Raw genomic sequence first — 21,595 nt, 5'->3', positions numbered from 1 at the left:
GTCCTCTAAAGAGCCGTTCGAGACTAGGACGTTGATAGGTTGGATGTGGAAGCATAGTGATATGTGAAGCTGACCAATACTAATTGCTCGTGAGGCTTGACTATACAACACCCAAGCAGTTGTATATGAAGCATCAATCGATTCTTAAATATGCAAGACAACTTGATTTAGTTATACCTCTAGCTAAAATGAACAGATAAAGTAAGATTCAATTCAGCCCAGTCTGTTACAGATTTGGAAAACGCTTCGGCATCAAATAAGACCTAAGCAAGTATCCATAAACAGTTGTGCTGGCGACCATAGCAAGAGTGAACCACCTGATCCCTTCCCGAACTCAGAAGTGAAACCTCTTAGCGCTGATGGTAGTGTGGGATTACCCATGTGAGAGTAAGTCATCGCCAGCTCATTATTCTAAACACCCCAATCTCAAAAGAGGTTGGGGTGTTTTTTTATATGGGAAATCAAAATATTATGGAAGTGTTGTGTTATAAACAATAAGAAAATTACATATTTAAATATGCAGAATAACGGGGTAAGTACCTATGATAATCTATGGTGATGTAGATTCAGGTAATTGTTATAAAATCAAACTGTTATTATCCCTATTAAATATAAATCATAGATGGATTCATGTTGATATTTTAAATAAAGATACTCAAACAGCAGAGTTTCTATCTTTAAATCCTAATGGGAAAATACCTGTCTTAGTTTTAGATGATGGACGGGTTCTAAGTGAGTCTAACGCTATTCTAGGCTACTTGGCTGAGGGAACGGAATTGATTCCTGCAGATCCTTATATGAAGGCAAAAATGTACCAATGGATGTTCTTTGAACAATATAGCCATGAACCATTTATTGCAGTTGCTCGTTTTATTAATAAATATCTAGGTTTACCGCTAGAAAGAATAGAGGAATATCATAAATTACAACCAAAAGGCCATAAAGCGTTATCTATTATGAATAAAGCTTTAGTAGAGCACGACTATCTTGTTGGAAATAAATTTACAATTGCTGATATTGCTTTATATGCATACACGCATGTAGCTGAGGAAGGCGGCTTCGATTTAAAGTTATACCCAAATATTCAAGAATGGTGTCAACGAATTCAAAAATGTCCAAAATATGTGAGTATGGTTGAATAAAAAAGAACTCTTATAGAGTTCTTTTTTATATGGGGAAGATCAAAATTCTATTTTAATTTAGAAATGTGCTTCTAAGCCCACATAAGGCCCTTTAAATTCAAATTTAAGGTCATTGTTATCGTAATCATCTAAATCGATATTGAGGATACGATAACCAGCTGTTAAGCCTAAATCGATTAATAAATTATCGGCAAACTTATACTTTGCTTCTACTAACGCATCTGTAATTTTTGCATCATCAAAGTTTGTATATGTTGCTTCACCTTTAGCGCTTAACCCTGTAAATGGAAGTTTTACTTCACCTGATAAATAAGCAATCGGATATGTCTTATCAATATCTACACGTTTACCGGTATAGGCAGTAATATCTCCATTTAGTACAGTTGCACCAAGACCTGCATCTACACTGACAATATTATCTAGTAACTCATAGTAGAGAATAAAATCACTATGATCTAAATCAACGTTATAGTTAGCTTGACCCAAAGTTTCTGATTTAGTTTGAGTATCTAAATTAACATAACGAATTTTTGCATTTGGAATAAATGGGATTGGGTGCTCAAAAGCTAATGAAAGTTGAGCACTACCTTTTCGGTCTAGATCTTGATCTTCAGGAGATTGTGAAGACATATTAGCTTTGCCGTCATAAAACCAGTAGCCAACGTCTCCTTTTACGCCTATAAAATCTGCTTGTGCGAATCCGCTAAGACCCATCCCGAGTGCTAAAAAAGACAGTTTTAATATTTTCATCATCAATCCTAAAAAAGAAAATCTTTGAACGCATGATATAGATATCTTTGCAGTTATGCATTGATGAAAAATGGTGAATATAAAGCTTCTATATCTTCAATTTTTAATATTCTTTTATTTAATTAATTTTAATATAAAAATTAATAACTTATAGTGAGTTGAGTTTTGGAGGTTTTAGTATAAATTTTGTGTAAGGGATCGATAATACTTTGATATTTTACTCATCTATAAATTAGTTGATATATCTACTTTATGGATGGGAATGAAATTTTAATGGTAGAAAATATCATTGAATGTAAGAAGGTAATAATATGCTTTAAAACAGGAATATTAGCTAAAAAATAACCAATCTAGATAAGAATCTCTAAAAAAACGTAAATTTTCAGACGGAAATTACAGTAAAAAGAAATAAAAACAGGTATTGTTCAGCTATATAGGGGCAAAAAATGGACAAAAATCTTTAAGGAAGAATTTTCTATTTTTGCTTGTTTGTTAAGGGAATAAAAATACTCAAAAGGTGCATTTTATTTTCTACAAACACAAAAGTATTTTTTGGTTCTTTTTTTGCATGCGGAATAACAATCAACAATAGCAGTAAAAATAAGTAATCTTTTAACATTAGGTGTTCTATGACAGATACTCGTGAAAACTGGACGTCACGATCTGGTTTTATTATTGCAGCCGTTGGTTCGGCTGTAGGCTTAGGTAATATTTGGCGCTTTCCATACGTTGCGTATGAAAATGGCGGTGGTGCGTTTCTTATTCCCTATCTATTAGCACTCATTACTGCTGGTTTACCGTTATTATTTTTAGATTATGCGGTAGGCCATCGTAGTACTGGTTCACCTCCTAAGGCATATCGTGCCTTATTTAAAGGTGGTGAAACATTAGGGTGGTGGCAGGTTTGTGTCTGTATCATCATTGGTTTGTACTATGCAAGTGTACTTACATGGGCTGGTAGCTATGTTTACTTCTCTATTGGCCAAATGTGGGGAAGTGATCCGGAAGGTTTTTTCTTTAATACCTATTTGCAGACCACAAAAGCAACCGGCTTTGATCTACAGTTTGTAGGTCATTTATTCTGGCCGATTGTTGGGATTTGGGCACTTACTCTCATCATTCTTTATGGTGGTGTGAAAAAAGGTGTGGAATTATCAAATAAGATTTTCATGCCTTTATTATTCATTCTCTTCACTATTTTAGTTATTCAATCATTACGTTTACCAGGTGCGGTACAAGGTTTAAATGCATTCTTTACACCGAACTGGTCTGCAATGATGGATTATAAAGTTTGGTTAGCTGCCTATGGCCATACTTTCTTTTCACTCTCAGTTGGTTTCGGGATCATGGTCACCTATGCATCCTATTTAAAACCAAAAACGAATTTAACTGGTTCTGGTTTAATCGTTGGTTTTGCAAATGCATCAACAGAGATTTTAGCGGGTATTGGTATCTTCGCAGCGCTTGGCTTTATGGCACATGCCGCAGGTACTGAAGTTAAGGATGTTGTGAGTGGCGGTATCGGACTCGCATTTATTGCTTTCCCTAAAATTATTTCAAGTTTAGGTTCTGGTGCTGATCTATTCGGTCTTTTGTTCTTCTCTTCATTATTTGTTGCTGGTATTTCTTCAATGGTCAGTATTTTGGAAGTGCCTATTGCAGCAATGCAAGATAAGTTAAAGTGGGGACGTAAGAAAGCGGTAACGATTATTGGTGGTGGTAGTGCACTGGTTTCAATTATTTTATTCTCAAGTGTAAACGCAATTAAGCTCGTTGATATTGTTGATCACTTTATTAATAACATTGGGATTATTGGTGGGGCTTTATTATCAATTATTAGCGTAGCTTGGTTTAAACGTTCAGCACTTAAAGAGCTTCGCGACCATGTAAACCGTATCTCAACCATTCAATTGGGTAAAGGCTGGGACTTCACTTTAACAGTCATTACCTCTTTAATCTTATTAACAACACTCTGTATGACTGTTTTTAATTTGATCAAAAATGGCTATGATACTTATAGTATGAGCTTACAAGGTGTCTTTGGCTGGGGCAGTGTGATTTTCTGTGCAGTCGTTGCTATCGTGTTAAGTAAAATGAAAGATCGCTAGGAGGATAAAATAATGAATACTTCGGCAATCGTGATGTTAATAATTTCGATGGTATTTGTATGGGGTGGATTAGCACTATCCATCTTACATTTAACAAAGCATCCTGAAGAGTTAGATGAAGTTTTAGAAGAAGTAAAAGATCAGCATACGCTTTGATATTCTGATCTAGTAAAAAAGCAGGCATAACGCCTGCTTTTTTTATGTAATCTTTTGAATTTTACAATAATAAAATCCATCACCAGATTGTGCTTCTGGCAACAGTTGTCTGCCATGAACTTGTTCAATTCCCCAATCTGCCTCGATTTTCACTTCTTTTGCATCAGGATGTTCTGTGAAGAAGTTAATCATCTGCTGTTCGTTTTCAGATTTTAAAATTGAGCAGGTGATATAAAGCAATGTACCGCCAACTTTGAGTTGCTGCCACATGTGCTCTAAGATCTGCTTTTGTAGCTCAATGGTTTGGGCTATGTCACTAGATTGGCGCAATAGGCGTATGTCAGGATGACGTCGAATCACACCTGTCGCAGAACAAGGAGCATCAAGTACGATACAATCTACAGGTTGAACAGGATTCCACTTGGTTGCATCGGCTGCCAAAATTTCCGTGTGGCTTTGATCGAGTGCTAAGCGATTTAAGTTTTCAGTCACGCGGACTAAACGGCTTGGGTCCTGATCAATGGCGATGAGCTGTGCTGGTTTAAACTTTTCAAGCAAATGAGCCGTTTTACCCCCTGGGGCAGCACAAGCATCAATAACCGTTTTATTGTTTAAATCAGGCAACAAGGTGGCACATAGCTGTGCATGTTCATCTTGTACAGAGAACCAGCCTTGTTCAAAACCCGGTAACTGAGTGATTTGTACAGATTGCTCAAGGACAATACCAGCTTCGGAAAACAAACACGCACGTGCCTGAATGTCTAAACTTTGTAGTTTTGCTAAATAAGCATCTCGACCAATATGACGCTGGTTCACCCGTAAAGTTAAAGGTGCGGCTTGCTTTAACGATTGGCAGAGAGCTTCTGTTTGTTCTTCCCAATCCTTTTTTAACCGTTTAAAAAGCCAACTTGGTAAGCCATGTGCTTGCTGTAAACCTTGCTGAAAGTCATCAGTTTCACGAGTTGCTCGACGCAAAATTGCATTAACAATACCACTGAGTGCAGGGAAACCAAGTTGTTTAGTCGCATCGACTGTTTCCGAGATGGCAGCGTGCGCTGCAATACGCGTGCATAAAACTTGGTAAAGGCCAACGTATAGGCAGGTTTCTACTGTCTCATTGTTTAAAGGTTTGCTGAGTAAAGGCAGGCTAATTGACTTAAGTGCGAACCATTGGCGCAATGTACCTAAAACAAGTTCATGAAATAATGCACGATTACGCTCTGCTACTTGATTCAGCTGTGTATTTAAAATACTAGCGAGCGATTGACCTTGCTGAACTTTTAGCAAGGTCTGGACGACTTGAGCGCGCAGGTTAAAACGTGATGAATTTGAAGTAACCTGACTCATGGCAGAATCTGTCCTACGTGAAGTTTTTGAGTTTGTGCAATTTGTTGAGCATTTAATGCTTTACCACCCGGCCACTGCACACTCGTTAAACAAATAAATGTATTTTCACCGCAAGCGACATGTACACCCTGTTTATCGATTGCAATAATTTCACCAGCTTGAGCATCTGCTTTGTTTTGATTAGAAATTGTTGAATTCCAAACACGCAGCGCATTATTTTCATCAAGTTGAATAAAGGCAACAGGCCATGGGTTGAATGCCCGGATATTGCGGTCAACTTGAACTGCATTCATAGACCAATCAATACGAGCTTCTGATTTCACGAGTTTATGCGCATAGACTGTTAAGCTTTCGTCTTGAACTTCGCGTTCTGCTAAATATTTTTGCAGAGTTTCTTCTGACTCAAGTACCGCACAAATTGCTGTTGCACCTTGAGCTGCAAGTTTGTCATGCAACGTCGCTGATGTATCTTCGGAAGTGATTGGGCAATAGGTTTTATACATCATATCGCCTGTATCTAAACCCGCCGCCATTTGCATGATGGTGATACCAGTTTCATCGTCACCTGTTGCAATTGCACGCTGAATCGGTGCTGCACCGCGCCAGCGTGGTAATAATGAGCCGTGAATATTTAAACAGCCATATTTAGGTGTATCGAGCACAGCTTGTGGAAGAATTAAGCCATATGCTGCAACTACCATGACATCAGCGCCTAAAGCAGCAAGTTCTTGTTGAGCTGCCAAGCCTTCTTCAGTTGAAGCTTTGAAGTGAAGCGGTTGATAAACAGGAATATTATGTTCCAGCGCAAGCTGTTTTACAGGAGACGGTGTTAGTTTTTGTCCACGACCTGCTTTACGGTCTGGTTGAGTATAAACCGCGATAATTTCATGGGAAGTTTTTAGTAGAGCCGCCAATGCTGTTGCAGCAAATTCGGGGGTGCCAGCAAAAATAATTTTCACAAATGCAATCCAAAAAAAGTTTAACGCTAGTATACGTGAAAAACGATTGAAGCCCTAAATCGAGGTACAAAGGAGAGCTAAAGCCATAAATAGTGAACAAAAAATTATTCAAAAACTTTTATTGATAAAAAAAGGTTATAAAAAAATAAAAAATTATTCATGTAAGTTTTGCTAAATATTGACTGAGTATTATCGTTCTTGGCTTTCCCAATATTATTTGCTTCTATAGAATGGAGAATGATCAAATTATGATGATGAGTCAATATTCCGACTGATCTAACGCTATATCAGTATCATTCAGCCAGAGTGGAAGTCATTTCACTCAAGCACAACTTGTTGGAAACACAAATGCCTGACTATCGTTCAAAAACATCGACACACGGAAGAAATATGGCTGGCGCACGTGGCTTATGGCGTGCAACAGGAATGAAAGATGAAGATTTCGGCAAACCGATTATTGCAGTGGTCAATTCATTTACCCAATTTGTTCCGGGCCACGTCCATCTGAAAGATTTAGGACAGCTTGTCGCGGCAGAAATTCAGGCAGCAGGTGGTGTTGCTAAAGAGTTCAATACAATCGCGGTGGATGACGGTATCGCAATGGGGCATGATGGCATGCTTTATTCATTGCCATCACGTGATTTAATTGCGGACTCAGTTGAATATATGGTGAATGCACATTGCGCCGATGCGATGGTGTGTATTTCGAACTGTGACAAAATTACTCCGGGAATGTTGATGGCTGCGATGCGTCTAAATATTCCTGTGGTGTTTGTGTCTGGCGGACCAATGGAAGCAGGTAAGGTTAAATTCCGTGGTGATGAAAAAGCAATTGACCTTGTAGATGCTATGGTTGTTGCAGCTGATGACAGCTACACAGACGAAGAAGTTGCAGAATTTGAACGTTCAGCATGCCCAACTTGTGGTTCGTGTTCAGGTATGTTTACTGCGAACTCAATGAACTGTTTAACAGAAGCGCTAGGTTTATCGTTACCGGGCAATGGTTCTATCGTTGCAACGCATGCAAACCGTAAAAAATTATTCTTAAAAGCAGGTCAGCTTATTGTTGAATTGGCCAAACGCTACTATGAGCAAAATGATGCAAGTATTTTGCCTCGTTCAATTGCCACTAAAGCTGCTTTTAAAAATGCGATGACACTTGATATTGCAATGGGTGGTTCAACCAATACAGTTCTCCACTTGTTAGCTGCGGCAAATGAAGCTGAAGTTGATTTTACGATGGACGATATTGATGAATTGTCACGTCGAGTACCAGTGCTTTCAAAAGTAGCACCAGCAAAACAAGATGTACATATGGAAGATGTACATCGTGCAGGCGGTATCATGGCCATTTTAGGCGAGCTTGATCGTGCGAATCTACTTGATGTATCTGTACCGACAGTACATGAGAAAACATTAAAAGATGCGTTAGATAAGTGGGATATTATCCGTACTGAAGATCCAGATGTATATGAGTTCTATCGCTCATCTCCGGGTGGTGTTCCAACTCAAGTTGCATTCTCACAAAACCGTTACTACTCAACTTTAGATGGCGACCGTGAAAAGGGCGTAATTCGTAATGCAGAACATGCATTCTCTAAAGATGGTGGTTTAGCTGTTTTATACGGCAACATCGCACTTGATGGTTGTATCGTAAAAACTGCGGGTGTAGATGAATCTATTTTAAAATTCACTGGTACAGCACGCGTTTTTGAGAGCCAAGATGCAGCTGTAGAAGCAATTTTAGGCAATGAGATTAAAGCTGGCGATGTTGTTGTTATTCGCTACGAAGGTCCACGTGGTGGTCCGGGCATGCAAGAAATGCTTTACCCAACCAGCTATCTTAAATCTAAAGGTTTAGGAAAAGACTGTGCGTTGGTTACAGATGGTCGTTTCTCTGGTGGTTCATCAGGTCTTTCAATTGGTCACGTTTCGCCAGAAGCCGCTGAAGGTGGTGCGATTGGTTTGGTTGAAGATGGCGATACCATCGAAATTGATATTCCAAATCGTACCATTCACTTGAATATTGATGATGCGACTATGGCGCACCGTCGTACAGTTCAAGAAGCGAAAGGCTGGCATCCGAAAGAAGAACGTAAACGTAAGGTATCAAAAGCGTTAAAAGTTTATGCAATGCATACCACAAGTGCAGCAAAAGGAGCTGTACGCGTTCTATAAAATATTCAATTTTAATAATTGAGTAGGAAACATGCACCCATTAACACGATGAATTGTTATCATGTTAAGGGTGCATTTTTTATGTCTGGTAAAAAAAATCCGCTTGTAGAAAAAGGTGGTTTCAGATCATTCTATGGGTTTGCCATAAAATGGTGATAAAATCTTCACCTACGCAGAAACTCGCGAAATAACATGACATATTTTCTGCGCGAACTCAGGTAGTCATTTTTCCATCTCGACTACTGTTTCACCTTGCACTATGATCAAAATAACTTTTGATCTCGCTTAGGATTTATTTTTAGAGGCACTACTCATGTCACTGCTACGCCGTTGGTTTGACCCTATCCGATCGAGCTGGTTTTACCAAAAGCCTTCTCGTCAAGCGGTGTTACCCACGGAAAATGGTTTAAGTATTTATTTACGACTTGATGATGTGTATAGCTATCTGGCTGTTCAGCAATTGTCTCAGCTAGATGAAATTTTAAGTGATGAACTTAAACCTTTAAAAATTATTATTTCCCATACGGCTTCTGAACCTCCAAATAGCATGACGCATGAGGAGTGGCAGCATTATTGTTTAAATGATGCCAAAATTTTAGCAAATCAGCACCGGTTTGCTTTTGATGAGTTTCCAGAAATCCCAAGTCCAGAATCTTTAAAACAAGCCGCTGTCATATTAAAAAGAACCCCCCTACAAGGTCAGAACTTCTTACATTTACTTGAAGATATCTTTCACATGCTTTGGCAACAGCAATATGGAAAATTGCGTACTCTACATGCCATGGCAGTCAAGCATCAGGTTCCTCAGCATTTTCCAGAACGTATTTTTACCGATGAACCTGTTCGAGCGGCATACTTTGAGTTTGGTGGGCGTAAATATCATGCAGTAGATGATTTATTACGTTTAACCCGTCGTTTAAAACAACAAAAGTTACTGACAGGTAATCCGATATTTTTAATTAATCATATCGAATGGCGTGAACATTTGATTAATGATGCTGAGGCGTTAAATGAAATTCAGGCTTTGCATCCTGAACTTGATGTATTTATCGCTTTAGAAGACCCGATGAGCTGGTTGTTGCTTGCCTATATTAAAGAAGAGCTCGCAGACTATTATGATATTCAGCTAAAAGTTTATCCTTTGAGTTATCGGGGCCGAGACTGGTTTGACTGGAGCTTGGCAACACGTGTGTCTAAACGTACCGAGGTTGCTTTTACACCTTTTTGCCGACCTACAGAAGAAAGTACGCTTGGGATGGCAAAGCTTTTCTATAGTGTGCCGGAAAATCAGCAACTTGATACAATTTTCACTATTTTGCAGGCTGTTTGGACGAAAGGAAAAGATCTATCTTTCCAGAAGCATTTCCAACAGTTACAGCAGCAACTGGGTATTGAGCAGTTAACTGAACAGGATATACAGTCGGTTTTAGCGCAAAATGATGCACTTTGCCAAGACAAGCATCAACCTGATTTGCCGGTTTTAGAGTTACGTATCGATGGGCAAAGCTATGTATTTAATAGCCTGTATCGGGTTTGGATGATTGAAAGTATTTTTAGCAATGTTTTAGAAGAAAAATACAAAACGGCCTCAACTTCTAATTGAGGCCTACTCCTAAAAACAAGAATAGGGCAAAGCCTGTTTTTTCCGTAGCATAACCTTGTAGGGAATCGGAGATAAACAGTGACATTTCTAGCAATTATTATGATGGTGTTTGCCTTTGCGGGCATGATTAAAGGCATGATCGGCTTAGGCTTGCCTGCGGTATCAATGGGCTTACTCACCATCGCAATGAGCCCTTTTCAGGCTGCATCTCTTTTAATTGTTCCTTCAATGGTCACCAACGTCTGGCAGCTTTTTGCTGAAGGACATGTCTGGGCTTTTATTCGCCGTTTCTGGACGTTGCTCGCAGGTATTGTGGTGGGCTCAATATGGAGTTTTCTACCTACCTTAAGTCAAAGTCATGGTCAAAGTAGTGAAATTTTATTAGGCTGCATGTTGGCCTTATATGGGCTTTATGGTCTATGCGTAAAGAAACTTCCGCATTTAGGAAAGCATGAGCGTTGGTTATCACCCATTATTGGATATATCGGCGGGGCAGTGACTGTAGCAACAGGCGTCATTATTATTCCTATTGTGCCGTATTTACAGTCTTTGCATTTAAAACGTGATGAGTTGGTACAGGCTTTAGGATTAACCTTTACGGTCTCTACCATTTGCCTTGCTGTGTTTTTACACCATAACCCGATGTCAGGGATAACACTGGACTATCGTTTATCTTTCGCTGCGTTGTTAGCTGCGCTCATTGGAATGTGGATCGGTAAAAAAATCCGCTATCGACTGAATGAGCAGATATTTCGCCGTATCTTTTTTATAGGCTTGATGTCATTAGGAATTTATATGATTTTACATTAAGTTAATTTTTAAGGACGATGCTGCAATAAAAAGTCTGCAAACTGTTGGTAACTACTAGGCAACTGATTGAAACTTTGTGTGGCCAAAAGTAGTTTACGGTTTGCCCATGCGCCTAGCAGTTGAATTGAATGAAAATCATAGTCCGATTGTAGGCGCTGTGCGGCACGGGCAGGCATAATCGCAATTCCCACACCTTTGGCGACTACCTCGGCAATTGCGCCAAAGTTAGGTAAGCGCAACCGATACTGGATGTTAAAACCTAATAATTTGGCTTGGGTTTCAATGGACTGTTGTAAAGAGTGATGCGATTTGAGTCCAATAAAACCATAGCTTAAAGCATCTACTAAATTTAGCTCTTTGCAGCGGGCTAGCTCATGTGTCACAGGGCAAATAAGAACTAATGGGTCGCTTGCAAACTCTTTAGTTTGTAAATGTCGGGTATTGAAAAAACTCGAGACTAGGCCAAGACTTGCAATCCCTTGGGTTAATGCATCTACAATTTCTGAACTCTCTGCTTCATGCAAATCGATATTCATTTCGGGATGAAGCACTAGATATTGCGGTAATAACGTAGGTAGATATTCACTTTGAGCGGATGAGTTACACCAAAGTGTTAATGCTTCTGTTGTCGGCTGTCTGAACCGCTGCATTTCTTGTTCGAGTTGATCTTTTTGAGCTAAAAGCTGACGAGCATGTTCTACAAATGCATGTCCAGCAGTAGTGAGTTCTACGCCTGTGGTTTGTCGAATAAATAAGGGGGTCTCAAAATACTGTTCAAGTTTTTTTATACGTTCACTCGCCGCCTGAAGTGAAATCGCAGAGCGGTCAGCGCCTTTGGTGAGGCTACCAGTCGAGACAATATGAAGAACCAGCTGTAAATCAAAAAAATCAAAACGCATGATAGGAACGTATTGAAATGCAAAAATTCATCATACTAAATCGGAATGAAAAAAGGCAGCTTGCGCTGCCTTTTAGAATTTAGGTTTTATCTTTTAAACTAAACAGCCAGTTTAAAATAATGGCTGCAAACGTTGCTGTACCAATACCACCTAAATTGAAATTACCGAACAATAATTCAAAGTTTCCAGCACCCAAAATAATGGTTACTGAAGCCACAATCAGATTTTTATTGTTAGAAAAATCGACTTTGTTTTCAATCCAGATTTTTGCACCAGCAATGGTAATTAAGCCAAATACCACAATAGATGCACCTGTAAGGACTGCACTTGGAATGGTACTAATGACAGCGCCAAATTTTGGTGATAGACCTAAGAAAATAGCAAAGATGCCTGCAATCACAAATACAATGGTTGAGTACACACGAGTGACTGCCATCACACCAATGTTTTCACCATAAGTTGTCATCCCTGGCGCGCCAACACTACCAGAAAGTGTCGTAGCTAAACCATCAGCGACAAAGGCTTTGCCTAATTGTGGAGTTAGGTTTTCTCCAGTCATTGCACCTACTGCTTTGATATGGCCTAAGTTTTCTGCTACTAAAATCAGTGCAACTGGTGCAATAATTAAAATAGCCTTGGTATCAAAAGTAGGATGTGAAAAGCTTGGAATACCGAACCACGAAGCTTGTGAGATCTGGCTAAAATCGATCGGTTTACCTAAACCTAGACCGTTTGTCGCAATCGCATAGATTACATAAGCCAAGATCAAACCTACCAATAGAAGTAGACGCTGCAATAAGCCTCGTGTAAAAACCGCAATACTGCCCATACAAAGTACAGTAATTAAGGCCATCCACATTTCAAATGGTTGGCCTGCAACGCCTTTAATGGTAACAGGGGCAAGGTTGAGACCAATAATCATCACAATTGCACCAGTCACCACAGGCGGCATAAGTTTTTCAATCCAGCGTGTACCCGTGAGCATCACAATAAAACCGATGAGTGCATAAAAGATACCGCACGCTACGATCCCGCCCAACGCAATAGAAAGATTTGGATTGGCCCCTGAACCTGTGATATGCCCCGTGGCTGCTGCAACAACCCCAATAAAGGCAAAACTCGATCCTAAATAACTAGGAACACGACCACCTGTAATTAAGAAGAACAGGATGGTACAGATACCTGACATTAAAATAGCAAGGTTAGGGTTAAAGCCCATGAGTAAAGGTGCTAAAACAGTTGCTCCAAACATGGCAAATGCATGTTGGATACCTAAAATAGCACTTTGAACTGGAGGGAGATATTCATTGGTAGAGACCGGTCGATGGTCAACATCACCTTGGTAAGGCTGCCATTTGGGAAACCAGTTGGACATAAAATAAGCTCATTATTCTTTAATTGGTGCAATGATACTCTTTCTTGTAAAAGCATTTAATCTCTTGTATTGAATATGAAAGTGAAAAGTAATTATTTTTTAACGATCGGTATAATTTTATAAATTCTAAATATAAGGAATTAGGTGTTTTTTTCTGATAAAAATTAATTTTATGATTTTTAAAAAATATTCTAAAAAATGAAAAATCGAGGAAAATTTGAGAAAAACAAGGAATTTTGCAAGTAAAAAGCAGCACATCCGAGATGCACTGCTTTAAGAAAGTAGTTAGTAAAATGAGCTTAGCCTGTATTACGTAAACCAGCAGCAATTCCGGCAATACTTACCATAAGTGCATGGTCAACAGGGGTATGCTCTGCCTGACGTTCAGCAAGATAATCACGGCGGCGTTTCATGAGTTCAGCTTGTAAAAGATGCAAAGGCAGTAAATACGGTTTACGAACTTGCATAGACTGATCCAAAACTTCATTGTCGCTTAATAGTTTTGATTCATCTTTTAACGCAAGCAAGGTTTCCACAGCATCTTTTAGACGTTGGCGTAACTGATTGCCCAGCACTTTTAAGTCTTCATCTTCAGTCAAATGAGACTCGTAGTAGAGTGCAATATTGGCATCGGCTTTAGACAATACCATTTCCAGCATATCAATGAGTGTCTGGAAATAAGGCCATTGCTGAAGCATTTCATCAAGCGTTGCTTTTTGCTGATCAGCAATCACTTCATTAATCGCCGCACCTGTACCTAACCATGCAGGTAACATCAAACGGATTTGTGTCCAAGCAAACACCCATGGAATGGCACGTAAAGACTCGATACCGCCACTTACTTTACGTTTTGCCGGACGTGAGCCTAGCGGCAACATTTGTAATTCAAGCTCAGGAGTGACAGTCCGTAAATATTTCACAAAATGCGGGTTTTCACGCACTGTTTGACGATAAACCTTCACAGAATGATCTGTCATACGGTTCATAAGTTCACGCCACTCAGCCTTAGGCTCTGGTGGTGGTAATAATGTCGCTTCAAGCGTTGCTGCGGTATAGATTTCAAGGTTTTGCATGGCAATACCTTCTAGCCCGAATTTGAAGCGGATCATTTCACCTTGTTCTGTCACACGAATTGCACCAGAGATTGAGCCCGGCGGTTGCGAAAAGAGAGCCTGTTGCGTTGGAGCACCACCACGGCTAATTGAGCCGCCACGACCGTGGAACAGAGTCAACTGTACGCCGTGTTTACGAGCAATTGCAGTCAGCTCTTCTTGAGCACGGTATTGAGCCCAGTTGGCAGACATGAAACCGGCATCTTTTGCTGAATCTGAGTAGCCGATCATCACTTCGTGTTTACCCTGAATATGCTGCTTATACCAATGCATATTAAACAACGTATTCATGGTAGTTGCTGCGCCATCTAAGTCTTTTAAAGTCTCAAATAAAGGCACTACACGTAAAGGATGCTGAATACCGGCTTCTTTTTGCAATAACAATACAGCTAAAACATCACTTGGATATTCAGCCATAGAAATAATATAAGCCCCTAAAGACTCAGGTGGTTGGTCTGCCAAAGTACGCATGGTTGCAAATACTTCTTGTACATCTGGGTGACCAATCAAACTACCTTCAGGTTCATTAATATATTTCGGTAAAAGTGGGCGTTTACTTTGTAATTCTTGAATGAGAAAGTTTTGGCGCGCTTGCTCAGTCCATGACTCAAAATTACCTAAACCTAAATACTCAGTAATGGCTGAAATGGCTTGGCGATGACGACCTGACTCTTGGCGAATATCGAGCTTAAGTAGTTCAATACCAAAACAGTTCACACGGTAGATAAAGTCGAGTAGTTGACCATTCGCGATTTCAGGTAGATTACTGTCAATTAGAGAGCGATAGCACAGCAATAATGGTTGTAACAGTTCATCTTTGCTTTTAATGACATTGCTGTCATCAGCTTCTAAGCCTTGTAGGCGCTGAGCTAACCAATGACGAGTTGCTTTTAAACGCTCTCGTGTTGCACGTAAATACTCACGATAAGGCTCTGGATGAGGGCTACCAATGGCTTGAACCATTTCTTCGGAACAAGACTGAATTGATAGTTCCCAACGTAAGTTTTCGATATCTCTTAGATAGAGGTCGGCAGCTTGCCAGCGTGATAACCACAATACTTCTTGGGTAATTTGATGAGTAACGTTCGGGTTACCATCACGGTCTCCCCCCATCCAAGATGCAAAACGTACCGGAGCAATATGAAGTGGTAAGTTTTGTTGGCAATTGTCTTGAACCAGTTCATTTAGCTCACGGATAAATTTAGGAACAGCATTCCAAAGCGTTTGCTCAATTGTGGCAAAGCCCCATTTTGCTTCATCTACCGGGGTCGGGCGGTGCTGCCTGATTTCATCTGTTTGCCAAGCCGAACTAATTTGTTGTTTTAAATTGGCAAGAGCATTTTGTCGTTCACGCGGAGTAAGTTTTTGCTGATCAAGTTGTGATAGACAAGCATTGATATCGTCATATTTTTGAATCAGGGTACGACGACTCACTTCTGTTGGATGCGCCGTAAGTACCAATTCAATCTTAAGATCACAAATTTGCTGGAACAGTTTTTCTGTCGAAATATTTTTATCTTTAAACTTTTTAAATAAGTGAACAAGGGGATTCGGGGAGTTTGCATCCGGATCAAACTCTGCCTGTCTGCGGCTACGTACCACATGATATTGCTCAGCAATATTGGCAAAATTGAGGAAGTGAGAAAAAGCGCGGGTAAGAGGCAATAGCTCTTCATCGGGCAATTCTAAAAATAATTGTTCTAATTGCTTTTCGGCTTCAGCTTGACCATCACGTGCACCTTTGGCAAGAGCACGGATTTGCTCGATCTGATTAAACAGTTCTTGTCCTGCATGCTGTTTTAGGGTTTCACCTAATAAATTGCCAAGTAAGCGGACATCCTCACGCAGTGGCGCATCGATTTGCTGAACCATGCTATTTTCTCCTGTTCTTATTCTTTTCGAATATAGCGCGATTAACGAACATTCCAAGCTTTGAGCGTAAGAAAATGTGAATTTTTGCTTAAAAAATAACATTTAAATCGCTTATAACGCTTTAAAAGTCGACATGCACCCGTTGCAAATTTTGGCAATCGGACTTTGGTTTAATGCCGATATCTGAGTAGAAATAAATCAATAGCATCCCGAATAAACCGATCTACCTCTTGAGCATTCGGTACAGGAATAATTCTAAGTAGAACCTTGTGATGGCGTACACCAAGCAATAAGGTCAAAAGCAGCTCTGTTTGATATAGCGGATCATCGGCTTGAATAAAACCTAATTGAGCAGCTTTTTGAAAAAACTCAACTAACTGATTTTGCAGACGAGTATGGGAGGCATTAAAAAACTGTAGGGCGAGTGGACTTTGCTCTGCTGCAAGTTCAAATAATACATGCTCGAGTTTAAGTGCTTCGGGGGAATAAATAATCTGCAAGGCACGTGAACACACCATATAAAGTGTTTGATAAAAGTCTGCCGATGCATCTAATTCAAATGGTTTAGTGCCTAGAGTCTCTTCACAAGTTTCTGTAATGGCACAGATAAACAGGTTTGCTTTATCTTGAAAGTGATTATAAACCGTGAGTTTAGTAACGCCTGCTTCCTGTGCAATCAGGTTCATGCTGGTACCGTGATAACCGGACTTTAAAAAAATAGCTTTAGCGGCCTGTAAGATACGAGCACGCTTTTCCAGATCTTTGGGGCGACCACTTTGATTAACTGTTTGCACGAAACCCTCTAATAAAACTACATAAAAATAAATACTTATAAGTTTTTCTTTAATTAATGTACCGTCGGGTATATTAATTAAAAAACAAACAAACTATGATGCAAATATATTGTGCCTTAAAAAACCAGTTTGAATAAGAGCGATAAGATATGAATCTGTTAAAACCTCTCATCATGAGTATGATGATTGTTTGCATGGTCACATTAACGGGGTGTAGTAAAGAGGCTCCTAAAACAGAAGAAATACCCTATGTGATGGTGACCCAGCCTTCAACCACACTTCACGAACAAAAAAGCTATGCTGGAGATGTACAGGCTCGACAACAAACTGCCTTGGCATTTCGGGTGGGTGGACAAGTTACGGCTCGCTATGTGGATGTAGGCGACCGGGTTAGAGTTGGGCAAGTATTAGCAAAACTCGATGTGGCGGATGCACAGCTACAATTAAATGCTGCCAAAGCTCAATTAGAAAACGCACAGGCAGCAGCAAAAACAGCCTCAGATGAGCTTAAGCGGTTTCAACAATTATTACCCATAAATGCCGTAAGCCGTTCGCAATACGATACGGTAAAAAATCAATATGATGCGGCTCAGGCAGCATTACAACAAGCTCGTTCTAATTATGAAGTTTCTGCCAACCAGACTGGTTATAACCAACTTGTTTCTAATAAAAACGGGGTGATTACAGCGCGTAATATTGAAATTGGACAGGTGGTTGCAGCAGGGCAAGCGGCTTATCAACTGGCAATAGATGGTGAACGTGAAGTGGTCATCGGCGTACCGGAACAAGCAGTTAGCGAGATTAAAGTTGGCCAAGCGGCATGGATAACTTTGTGGTCTAAACCGAACGAACGATTTGCTGGATATGTACGCGAAGTTTCTCCAGCTGCTGACCAGTCCCGTACATTCACAGTTAAGGTGGCACTCAAAGAAGGTCAGTCTGCTATTCAGCTTGGGCAAAGTGCACGTGTATTTTTTAGTTCGACTCAAACTAATGTCATGAGTGTGCCACTTTCGAGTGTATCTGCAACAGATAACCAACCTTATGTATGGGTGGTGAATGCGAATCAGACCTTACGTAAAGTGCCTGTAACGATTGGTGCTTATGGCAGAGATAGCGTGCCGGTATTATCGGGTTTAACACCAAATGATTGGGTTGTGATTGGTGGTGTGCACTTGCTGCGCGATAAACAGAAGATTCACCCGATTGATCGTGAAAATCGTGCAGTGAAAATTCAGGGAGCCAAATAACCATGAAATTTAATCTCTCTGAATGGGCACTGAACAATAAAGGTATTGTCCTTTATTTCATGCTCTTGCTCGGCATTATTGGTGCAATTTCTTATTCAAAACTCTCACAAAGTGAAGATCCGCCATTTACCTTTAAAGTCATGGTCGTACAAACCTACTGGCCAGGCGCGACAGCCAAAGAAGTTTCTACTTTAGTTACGGACCGTATCGAAAAGGAACTGATGACCACAGGTCAGTATGACAAGATTATGGCGTATTCCCGTCCAGGCGAGTCGATGGTAACTTTTGTTGCTAAAGATTCTCTCACTTCTGCGCAAATTCCTGATGTTTGGTACAACGTTCGGAAGAAGGTCAATGACATTCGCCATGAACTCCCAAGTGGTGTGCAAGGTCCATTTTTTAATGATGAATTTGGCGATACTTTCGGTAATATTTATGTACTGACAGGCAAAGACTTTGACTATGCGCTTTTGAAAGAATATGCCGATCGTTTGCAATTACAGCTACAGAGAGTCAAAGATGTAGGCAAAGTTGAGCTAATTGGGCTGCAAGATCAGAAAATCTGGATTGAAATTTCAAACACTAAAGCCGTTCAGCTCGGGATTCCTGTTTCTGCCATACAAGAAGCCCTACAAAAGCAAAATAGCATGGCAAGTGCAGGCTTTTTTGAAACTGGAACGGATCGTATTCAAATTCGAGTAAGTGGCCAATTACAAAGCGTAGAGGACATTAAAAAAATGCCTTTACTGGTAGGCGATAAAACTATTCAGCTTGGTGACGTTGCTGATGTCTACCGTGGTTTTAGCCAACCTGCTCAGCCGCGTATGCGTTTTATGGGTGACAATGGTATTGGTATTGCCGTATCTATGCGTAAAGGCGGCGATATTATTGCCTTAGGTAAAAATCTGGAAACTGAATTTGCCCAACTGCAAAAAACATTACCTCTAGGCATGAAATTGCAGAAAGTTTCTGACCAACCTGTAGCGGTACAACGCAGTATCCATGAGTTTGTCAAAGTACTTGCTGAAGCAGTCATTATTGTCTTGTTAGTGAGCTTTTTCTCATTAGGTTTCCGGACGGGTTTAGTTGTCGCTTTTTCCATTCCTTTGGTTTTAGCAATGACTTTTGCTGGCATGAATTTATTTGATGTCGGGCTGCACAAGATTTCGCTTGGTGCCCTAATTCTAGCTTTGGGCCTGCTTGTAGACGATGCCATTATTGCGGTCGAGATGATGGCCATTAAGATGGAGCAAGGGTATAGCCGAATTAAGGCCGCCGGATTTGCATGGAAAACAACAGCATTTCCGATGTTGACGGGGACATTAATTACCGCCGCAGGCTTTTTACCTATTGCTACGGCTCAGTCCAGTACAGGTGAATACACACGCTCTATCTTTCAGGTCGTGACGATTGCTTTATTGGTGTCTTGGGTTGCCGCAGTTTTATTTGTACCTTATTTGGGTGAAAAACTACTACCTGATTTTACCAAGACAGGTCATCAAGCACCTTGGTATGTCCGTTTATGGGCAAGAATAACTAAAAAACCGCAACCGCAAACTGTGGCCATTTCACAGGACCACCATTACGATCCTTATCAATCGAGTTTCTATTTACGTTTTCGGAAAATGGTCGAGTTTTGTGTGACCTACCGTAAAACCGTGATTGCAACAACGGTGGGGATTTTTGTGCTGTCTGTACTCATGTTTAAGATGGTGCCACAGCAGTTTTTCCCGCCTTCAAACCGCGCTGAAATTTTAGTCGATTTAAAAATCGAAGAAGGCGCATCGTTAACCGCTACAGAGCAAGCGGTGAAAAAAGTTGAACAATTCCTGTCTAAACAAAAAGGCATTGATAATTATGTAGCCTATGTCGGTACAGGTTCACCACGTTTTTATTTACCTTTAGATCAGCAATTACCGCAAGCCAGCTTTGCGCAGTTTGTTGTTTTGGCATCATCGCTTGATGATCGTGATGAAATTCGCCGTTCTTTAGAAACCCAAATTAAGCAGTTACTCCCACAAGTCCGTACTCGTGTGTCATTACTCGAAAATGGCCCACCTGTTGGTTATCCATTGCAATATCGCGTGTCAGGTGAAGATTTAAATCTGGTACGTAAAGAAGCACAGCAGGTTGCTAGGGTAATTAGTGAAAACCCGAATACCACCAATGTGCATTTGGATTGGGGCGAGCCAAGCAAGATTATTTCCATTCAAATTGATCAAGACCGTGCTCGACAAATGGGTGTGTCCAGCCTCGATTTAGCCAACTTCTTGAACGCCTCAATTACAGGTAGTGCGATTGAACAGTATCGTGAAAAGCGTGAGCTGATCGAAATCCGATTACGTGGTGATAAAGCTGAGCGCGTTGAAGTAGCTTCACTGGCAAGCCTTGCAGTACCAACAGCGAATGGAACAACTGTACCTTTAGCCCAGATTGCGAAAATTGAATACAAATTTGAAGATGGTCTGATTTGGCACCGTAATCGGTTACCGACAATTACTGTTCGTGCAGATATTCGTACCAATTTACAGCCAGCTACCGTTGTTGGAGAGTTAGCTGAATCAATGGACAAGTTACGCGCTGAGCTGCCAAGTGGCTACCTCATTGAAGTGGGGGGAACAGTAGAAGAGTCGGCACGCGGACAAAGTTCGGTCAATGCCGGTATGCCACTCTTTTTGGCAGTGGTCATGACATTACTTATGATTCAGCTGAAGAGTTTGTCTCGGGCAACAATTGTATTTTTGACTGCACCATTAGGCTTAATTGGCGTTGTTTTATTCTTACTTTTGTTTAATAAACCATTTGGTTTTGTTGCCATGCTAGGAACCATCGCCTTATCCGGCATGATTATGCGTAACTCACTCATTCTGATTGATCAGATTGAACAAGACAGACAGGCAGGGCATCCAACGTGGGAAGCAATTATTGATGCAACAGTACGCCGTTTCCGTCCGATTATTCTCACTGCATTGGCAGCAGTACTCGCCATGATCCCTCTTTCGCGGAGTATTTTCTTCGGTCCAATGGCTGTTGCGATTATGGGCGGACTCATTGTTGCTACCTTGCTGACATTATTTTTCTTACCTGCATTGTATGCAGCGTGGTTTAAGGTGAAAAAAACAGCATAAAATACATAAATTTTTTGTGAATAAAGGTGCGAAATATTGAAAAGTCCAATATAGTAGCACCTGTCTTTACACAAAAAATACAGGATTATTTCGCTGCATAAAAAATAGGCAT

15 protein-coding genes and 2 rRNA genes are annotated in these 21,595 nt (G+C 40.3%); 10 read left to right on the top strand and 7 right to left on the bottom strand.

Annotated elements, in window-relative coordinates:
* From NQ782_RS07365 to NQ782_RS07355, 3 genes are all read left to right on the top strand, one after another.
* Nucleotides 1–104: ribosomal RNA gene (locus NQ782_RS07365) — 23S ribosomal RNA — on the top strand; the annotation flags it as partial.
* 185 nt (nt 105–289) lie between these two features.
* Nucleotides 290–404 (top strand): 5S ribosomal RNA (rrf, locus tag NQ782_RS07360).
* Between the two features lie 138 nt (nt 405–542).
* Complete coding sequence (locus NQ782_RS07355) at nt 543–1,142, top strand: glutathione S-transferase family protein (RefSeq protein ID WP_000587886.1); 600 nt, start codon at nt 543–545, stop codon at nt 1,140–1,142.
* 57 nt (nt 1,143–1,199) lie between these two features.
* Here NQ782_RS07355 and NQ782_RS07350 read toward each other — a convergent pair whose 3' ends face one another.
* Nucleotides 1,200–1,892, bottom strand: a complete 693-nt coding sequence (locus tag NQ782_RS07350) for a TIGR04219 family outer membrane beta-barrel protein (RefSeq protein ID WP_000698062.1) — start codon at nt 1,890–1,892, stop codon at nt 1,200–1,202.
* 629 nt (nt 1,893–2,521) lie between these two features.
* Between NQ782_RS07350 and NQ782_RS07345 the strand changes: the two genes are divergently transcribed.
* Both NQ782_RS07345 and NQ782_RS07340 read left to right on the top strand, forming a co-directional pair.
* Nucleotides 2,522–4,000 carry a sodium-dependent transporter gene (locus tag NQ782_RS07345; protein ID WP_000132725.1) on the top strand — a complete coding sequence of 493 codons (1,479 nt, stop codon included), beginning with the start codon at nt 2,522–2,524 and terminating at the stop codon, nt 3,998–4,000.
* A gap of 12 nt (nt 4,001–4,012) precedes the next feature.
* The gene (locus tag NQ782_RS07340) at nt 4,013–4,156 is read left to right on the top strand and encodes a methionine/alanine import family NSS transporter small subunit (RefSeq protein WP_001097630.1); all 144 of its coding nucleotides are present in this window, start codon (nt 4,013–4,015) and stop codon (nt 4,154–4,156) included.
* Between the two features lie 42 nt (nt 4,157–4,198).
* Here the strand turns inward: NQ782_RS07340 and rsmB are convergent, their stop codons facing one another.
* Both rsmB and fmt read right to left on the bottom strand, forming a co-directional pair.
* Nucleotides 4,199–5,503, bottom strand: coding sequence for a 16S rRNA (cytosine(967)-C(5))-methyltransferase RsmB (gene rsmB, locus NQ782_RS07335; RefSeq protein ID WP_057093434.1), 1,305 nt, complete (start codon nt 5,501–5,503; stop codon nt 4,199–4,201).
* Complete coding sequence (gene fmt, locus NQ782_RS07330) at nt 5,500–6,462, bottom strand: methionyl-tRNA formyltransferase (protein WP_000691198.1); 963 nt, start codon at nt 6,460–6,462, stop codon at nt 5,500–5,502. The genes rsmB and fmt overlap by 4 nt, the downstream gene beginning before the upstream one ends.
* 348 nt (nt 6,463–6,810) lie before the next feature.
* Here fmt and ilvD point away from each other — a divergent pair, with 348 nt between their 5' ends.
* From ilvD to NQ782_RS07315, 3 genes are all read left to right on the top strand, one after another.
* Complete coding sequence (gene ilvD / locus NQ782_RS07325; protein WP_057093837.1) at nt 6,811–8,640, top strand: dihydroxy-acid dehydratase; 1,830 nt, start codon at nt 6,811–6,813, stop codon at nt 8,638–8,640.
* Nucleotides 8,641–8,953: 313 nt separating this feature from the next.
* Nucleotides 8,954–10,243, top strand: a complete 1,290-nt coding sequence (locus tag NQ782_RS07320) for a hypothetical protein (protein WP_000055250.1) — start codon at nt 8,954–8,956, stop codon at nt 10,241–10,243.
* A gap of 78 nt (nt 10,244–10,321) precedes the next feature.
* Nucleotides 10,322–11,053 (top strand): sulfite exporter TauE/SafE family protein, encoded by a 732-nt coding sequence (locus tag NQ782_RS07315; protein ID WP_057093838.1) that lies wholly within the window; start codon nt 10,322–10,324, stop codon nt 11,051–11,053.
* 8 nt (nt 11,054–11,061) lie between these two features.
* Here NQ782_RS07315 and NQ782_RS07310 read toward each other — a convergent pair whose 3' ends face one another.
* The 4 genes from NQ782_RS07310 to NQ782_RS07295 form a co-directional block, all read right to left on the bottom strand.
* The gene (locus NQ782_RS07310; protein ID WP_031961563.1) at nt 11,062–11,952 is read right to left on the bottom strand and encodes a LysR family transcriptional regulator; all 891 of its coding nucleotides are present in this window, start codon (nt 11,950–11,952) and stop codon (nt 11,062–11,064) included.
* A 79-nt stretch (nt 11,953–12,031) separates the two neighbouring features.
* Nucleotides 12,032–13,327 carry a solute carrier family 23 protein gene (locus tag NQ782_RS07305; RefSeq protein WP_000073454.1) on the bottom strand — a complete coding sequence of 432 codons (1,296 nt, stop codon included), beginning with the start codon at nt 13,325–13,327 and terminating at the stop codon, nt 12,032–12,034.
* 299 nt (nt 13,328–13,626) lie between these two features.
* Nucleotides 13,627–16,311 (bottom strand): phosphoenolpyruvate carboxylase, encoded by a 2,685-nt coding sequence (gene ppc, locus NQ782_RS07300; protein ID WP_000250584.1) that lies wholly within the window; start codon nt 16,309–16,311, stop codon nt 13,627–13,629.
* A 170-nt stretch (nt 16,312–16,481) separates the two neighbouring features.
* Complete coding sequence (locus NQ782_RS07295) at nt 16,482–17,105, bottom strand: TetR/AcrR family transcriptional regulator (protein WP_001195325.1); 624 nt, start codon at nt 17,103–17,105, stop codon at nt 16,482–16,484.
* 149 nt (nt 17,106–17,254) lie between these two features.
* Between NQ782_RS07295 and NQ782_RS07290 the strand changes: the two genes are divergently transcribed.
* Entirely contained in the window at nt 17,255–18,355 is a 1,101-nt protein-coding gene (locus NQ782_RS07290) for an efflux RND transporter periplasmic adaptor subunit (protein WP_001050652.1), read from the top strand.
* 2 nt (nt 18,356–18,357) lie between these two features.
* Complete coding sequence (locus NQ782_RS07285) at nt 18,358–21,483, top strand: efflux RND transporter permease subunit (RefSeq protein ID WP_057093090.1); 3,126 nt, start codon at nt 18,358–18,360, stop codon at nt 21,481–21,483.
* The last annotated feature ends 112 nt before the right edge of the window (nt 21,484–21,595 follow it).

This window comes from Acinetobacter sp. BD54, assembly GCF_044778325.1.
GTDB lineage: Bacteria > Pseudomonadota > Gammaproteobacteria > Pseudomonadales > Moraxellaceae > Acinetobacter > Acinetobacter baumannii.
This window is presented reverse-complemented; position numbering and strand designations above follow the sequence as displayed.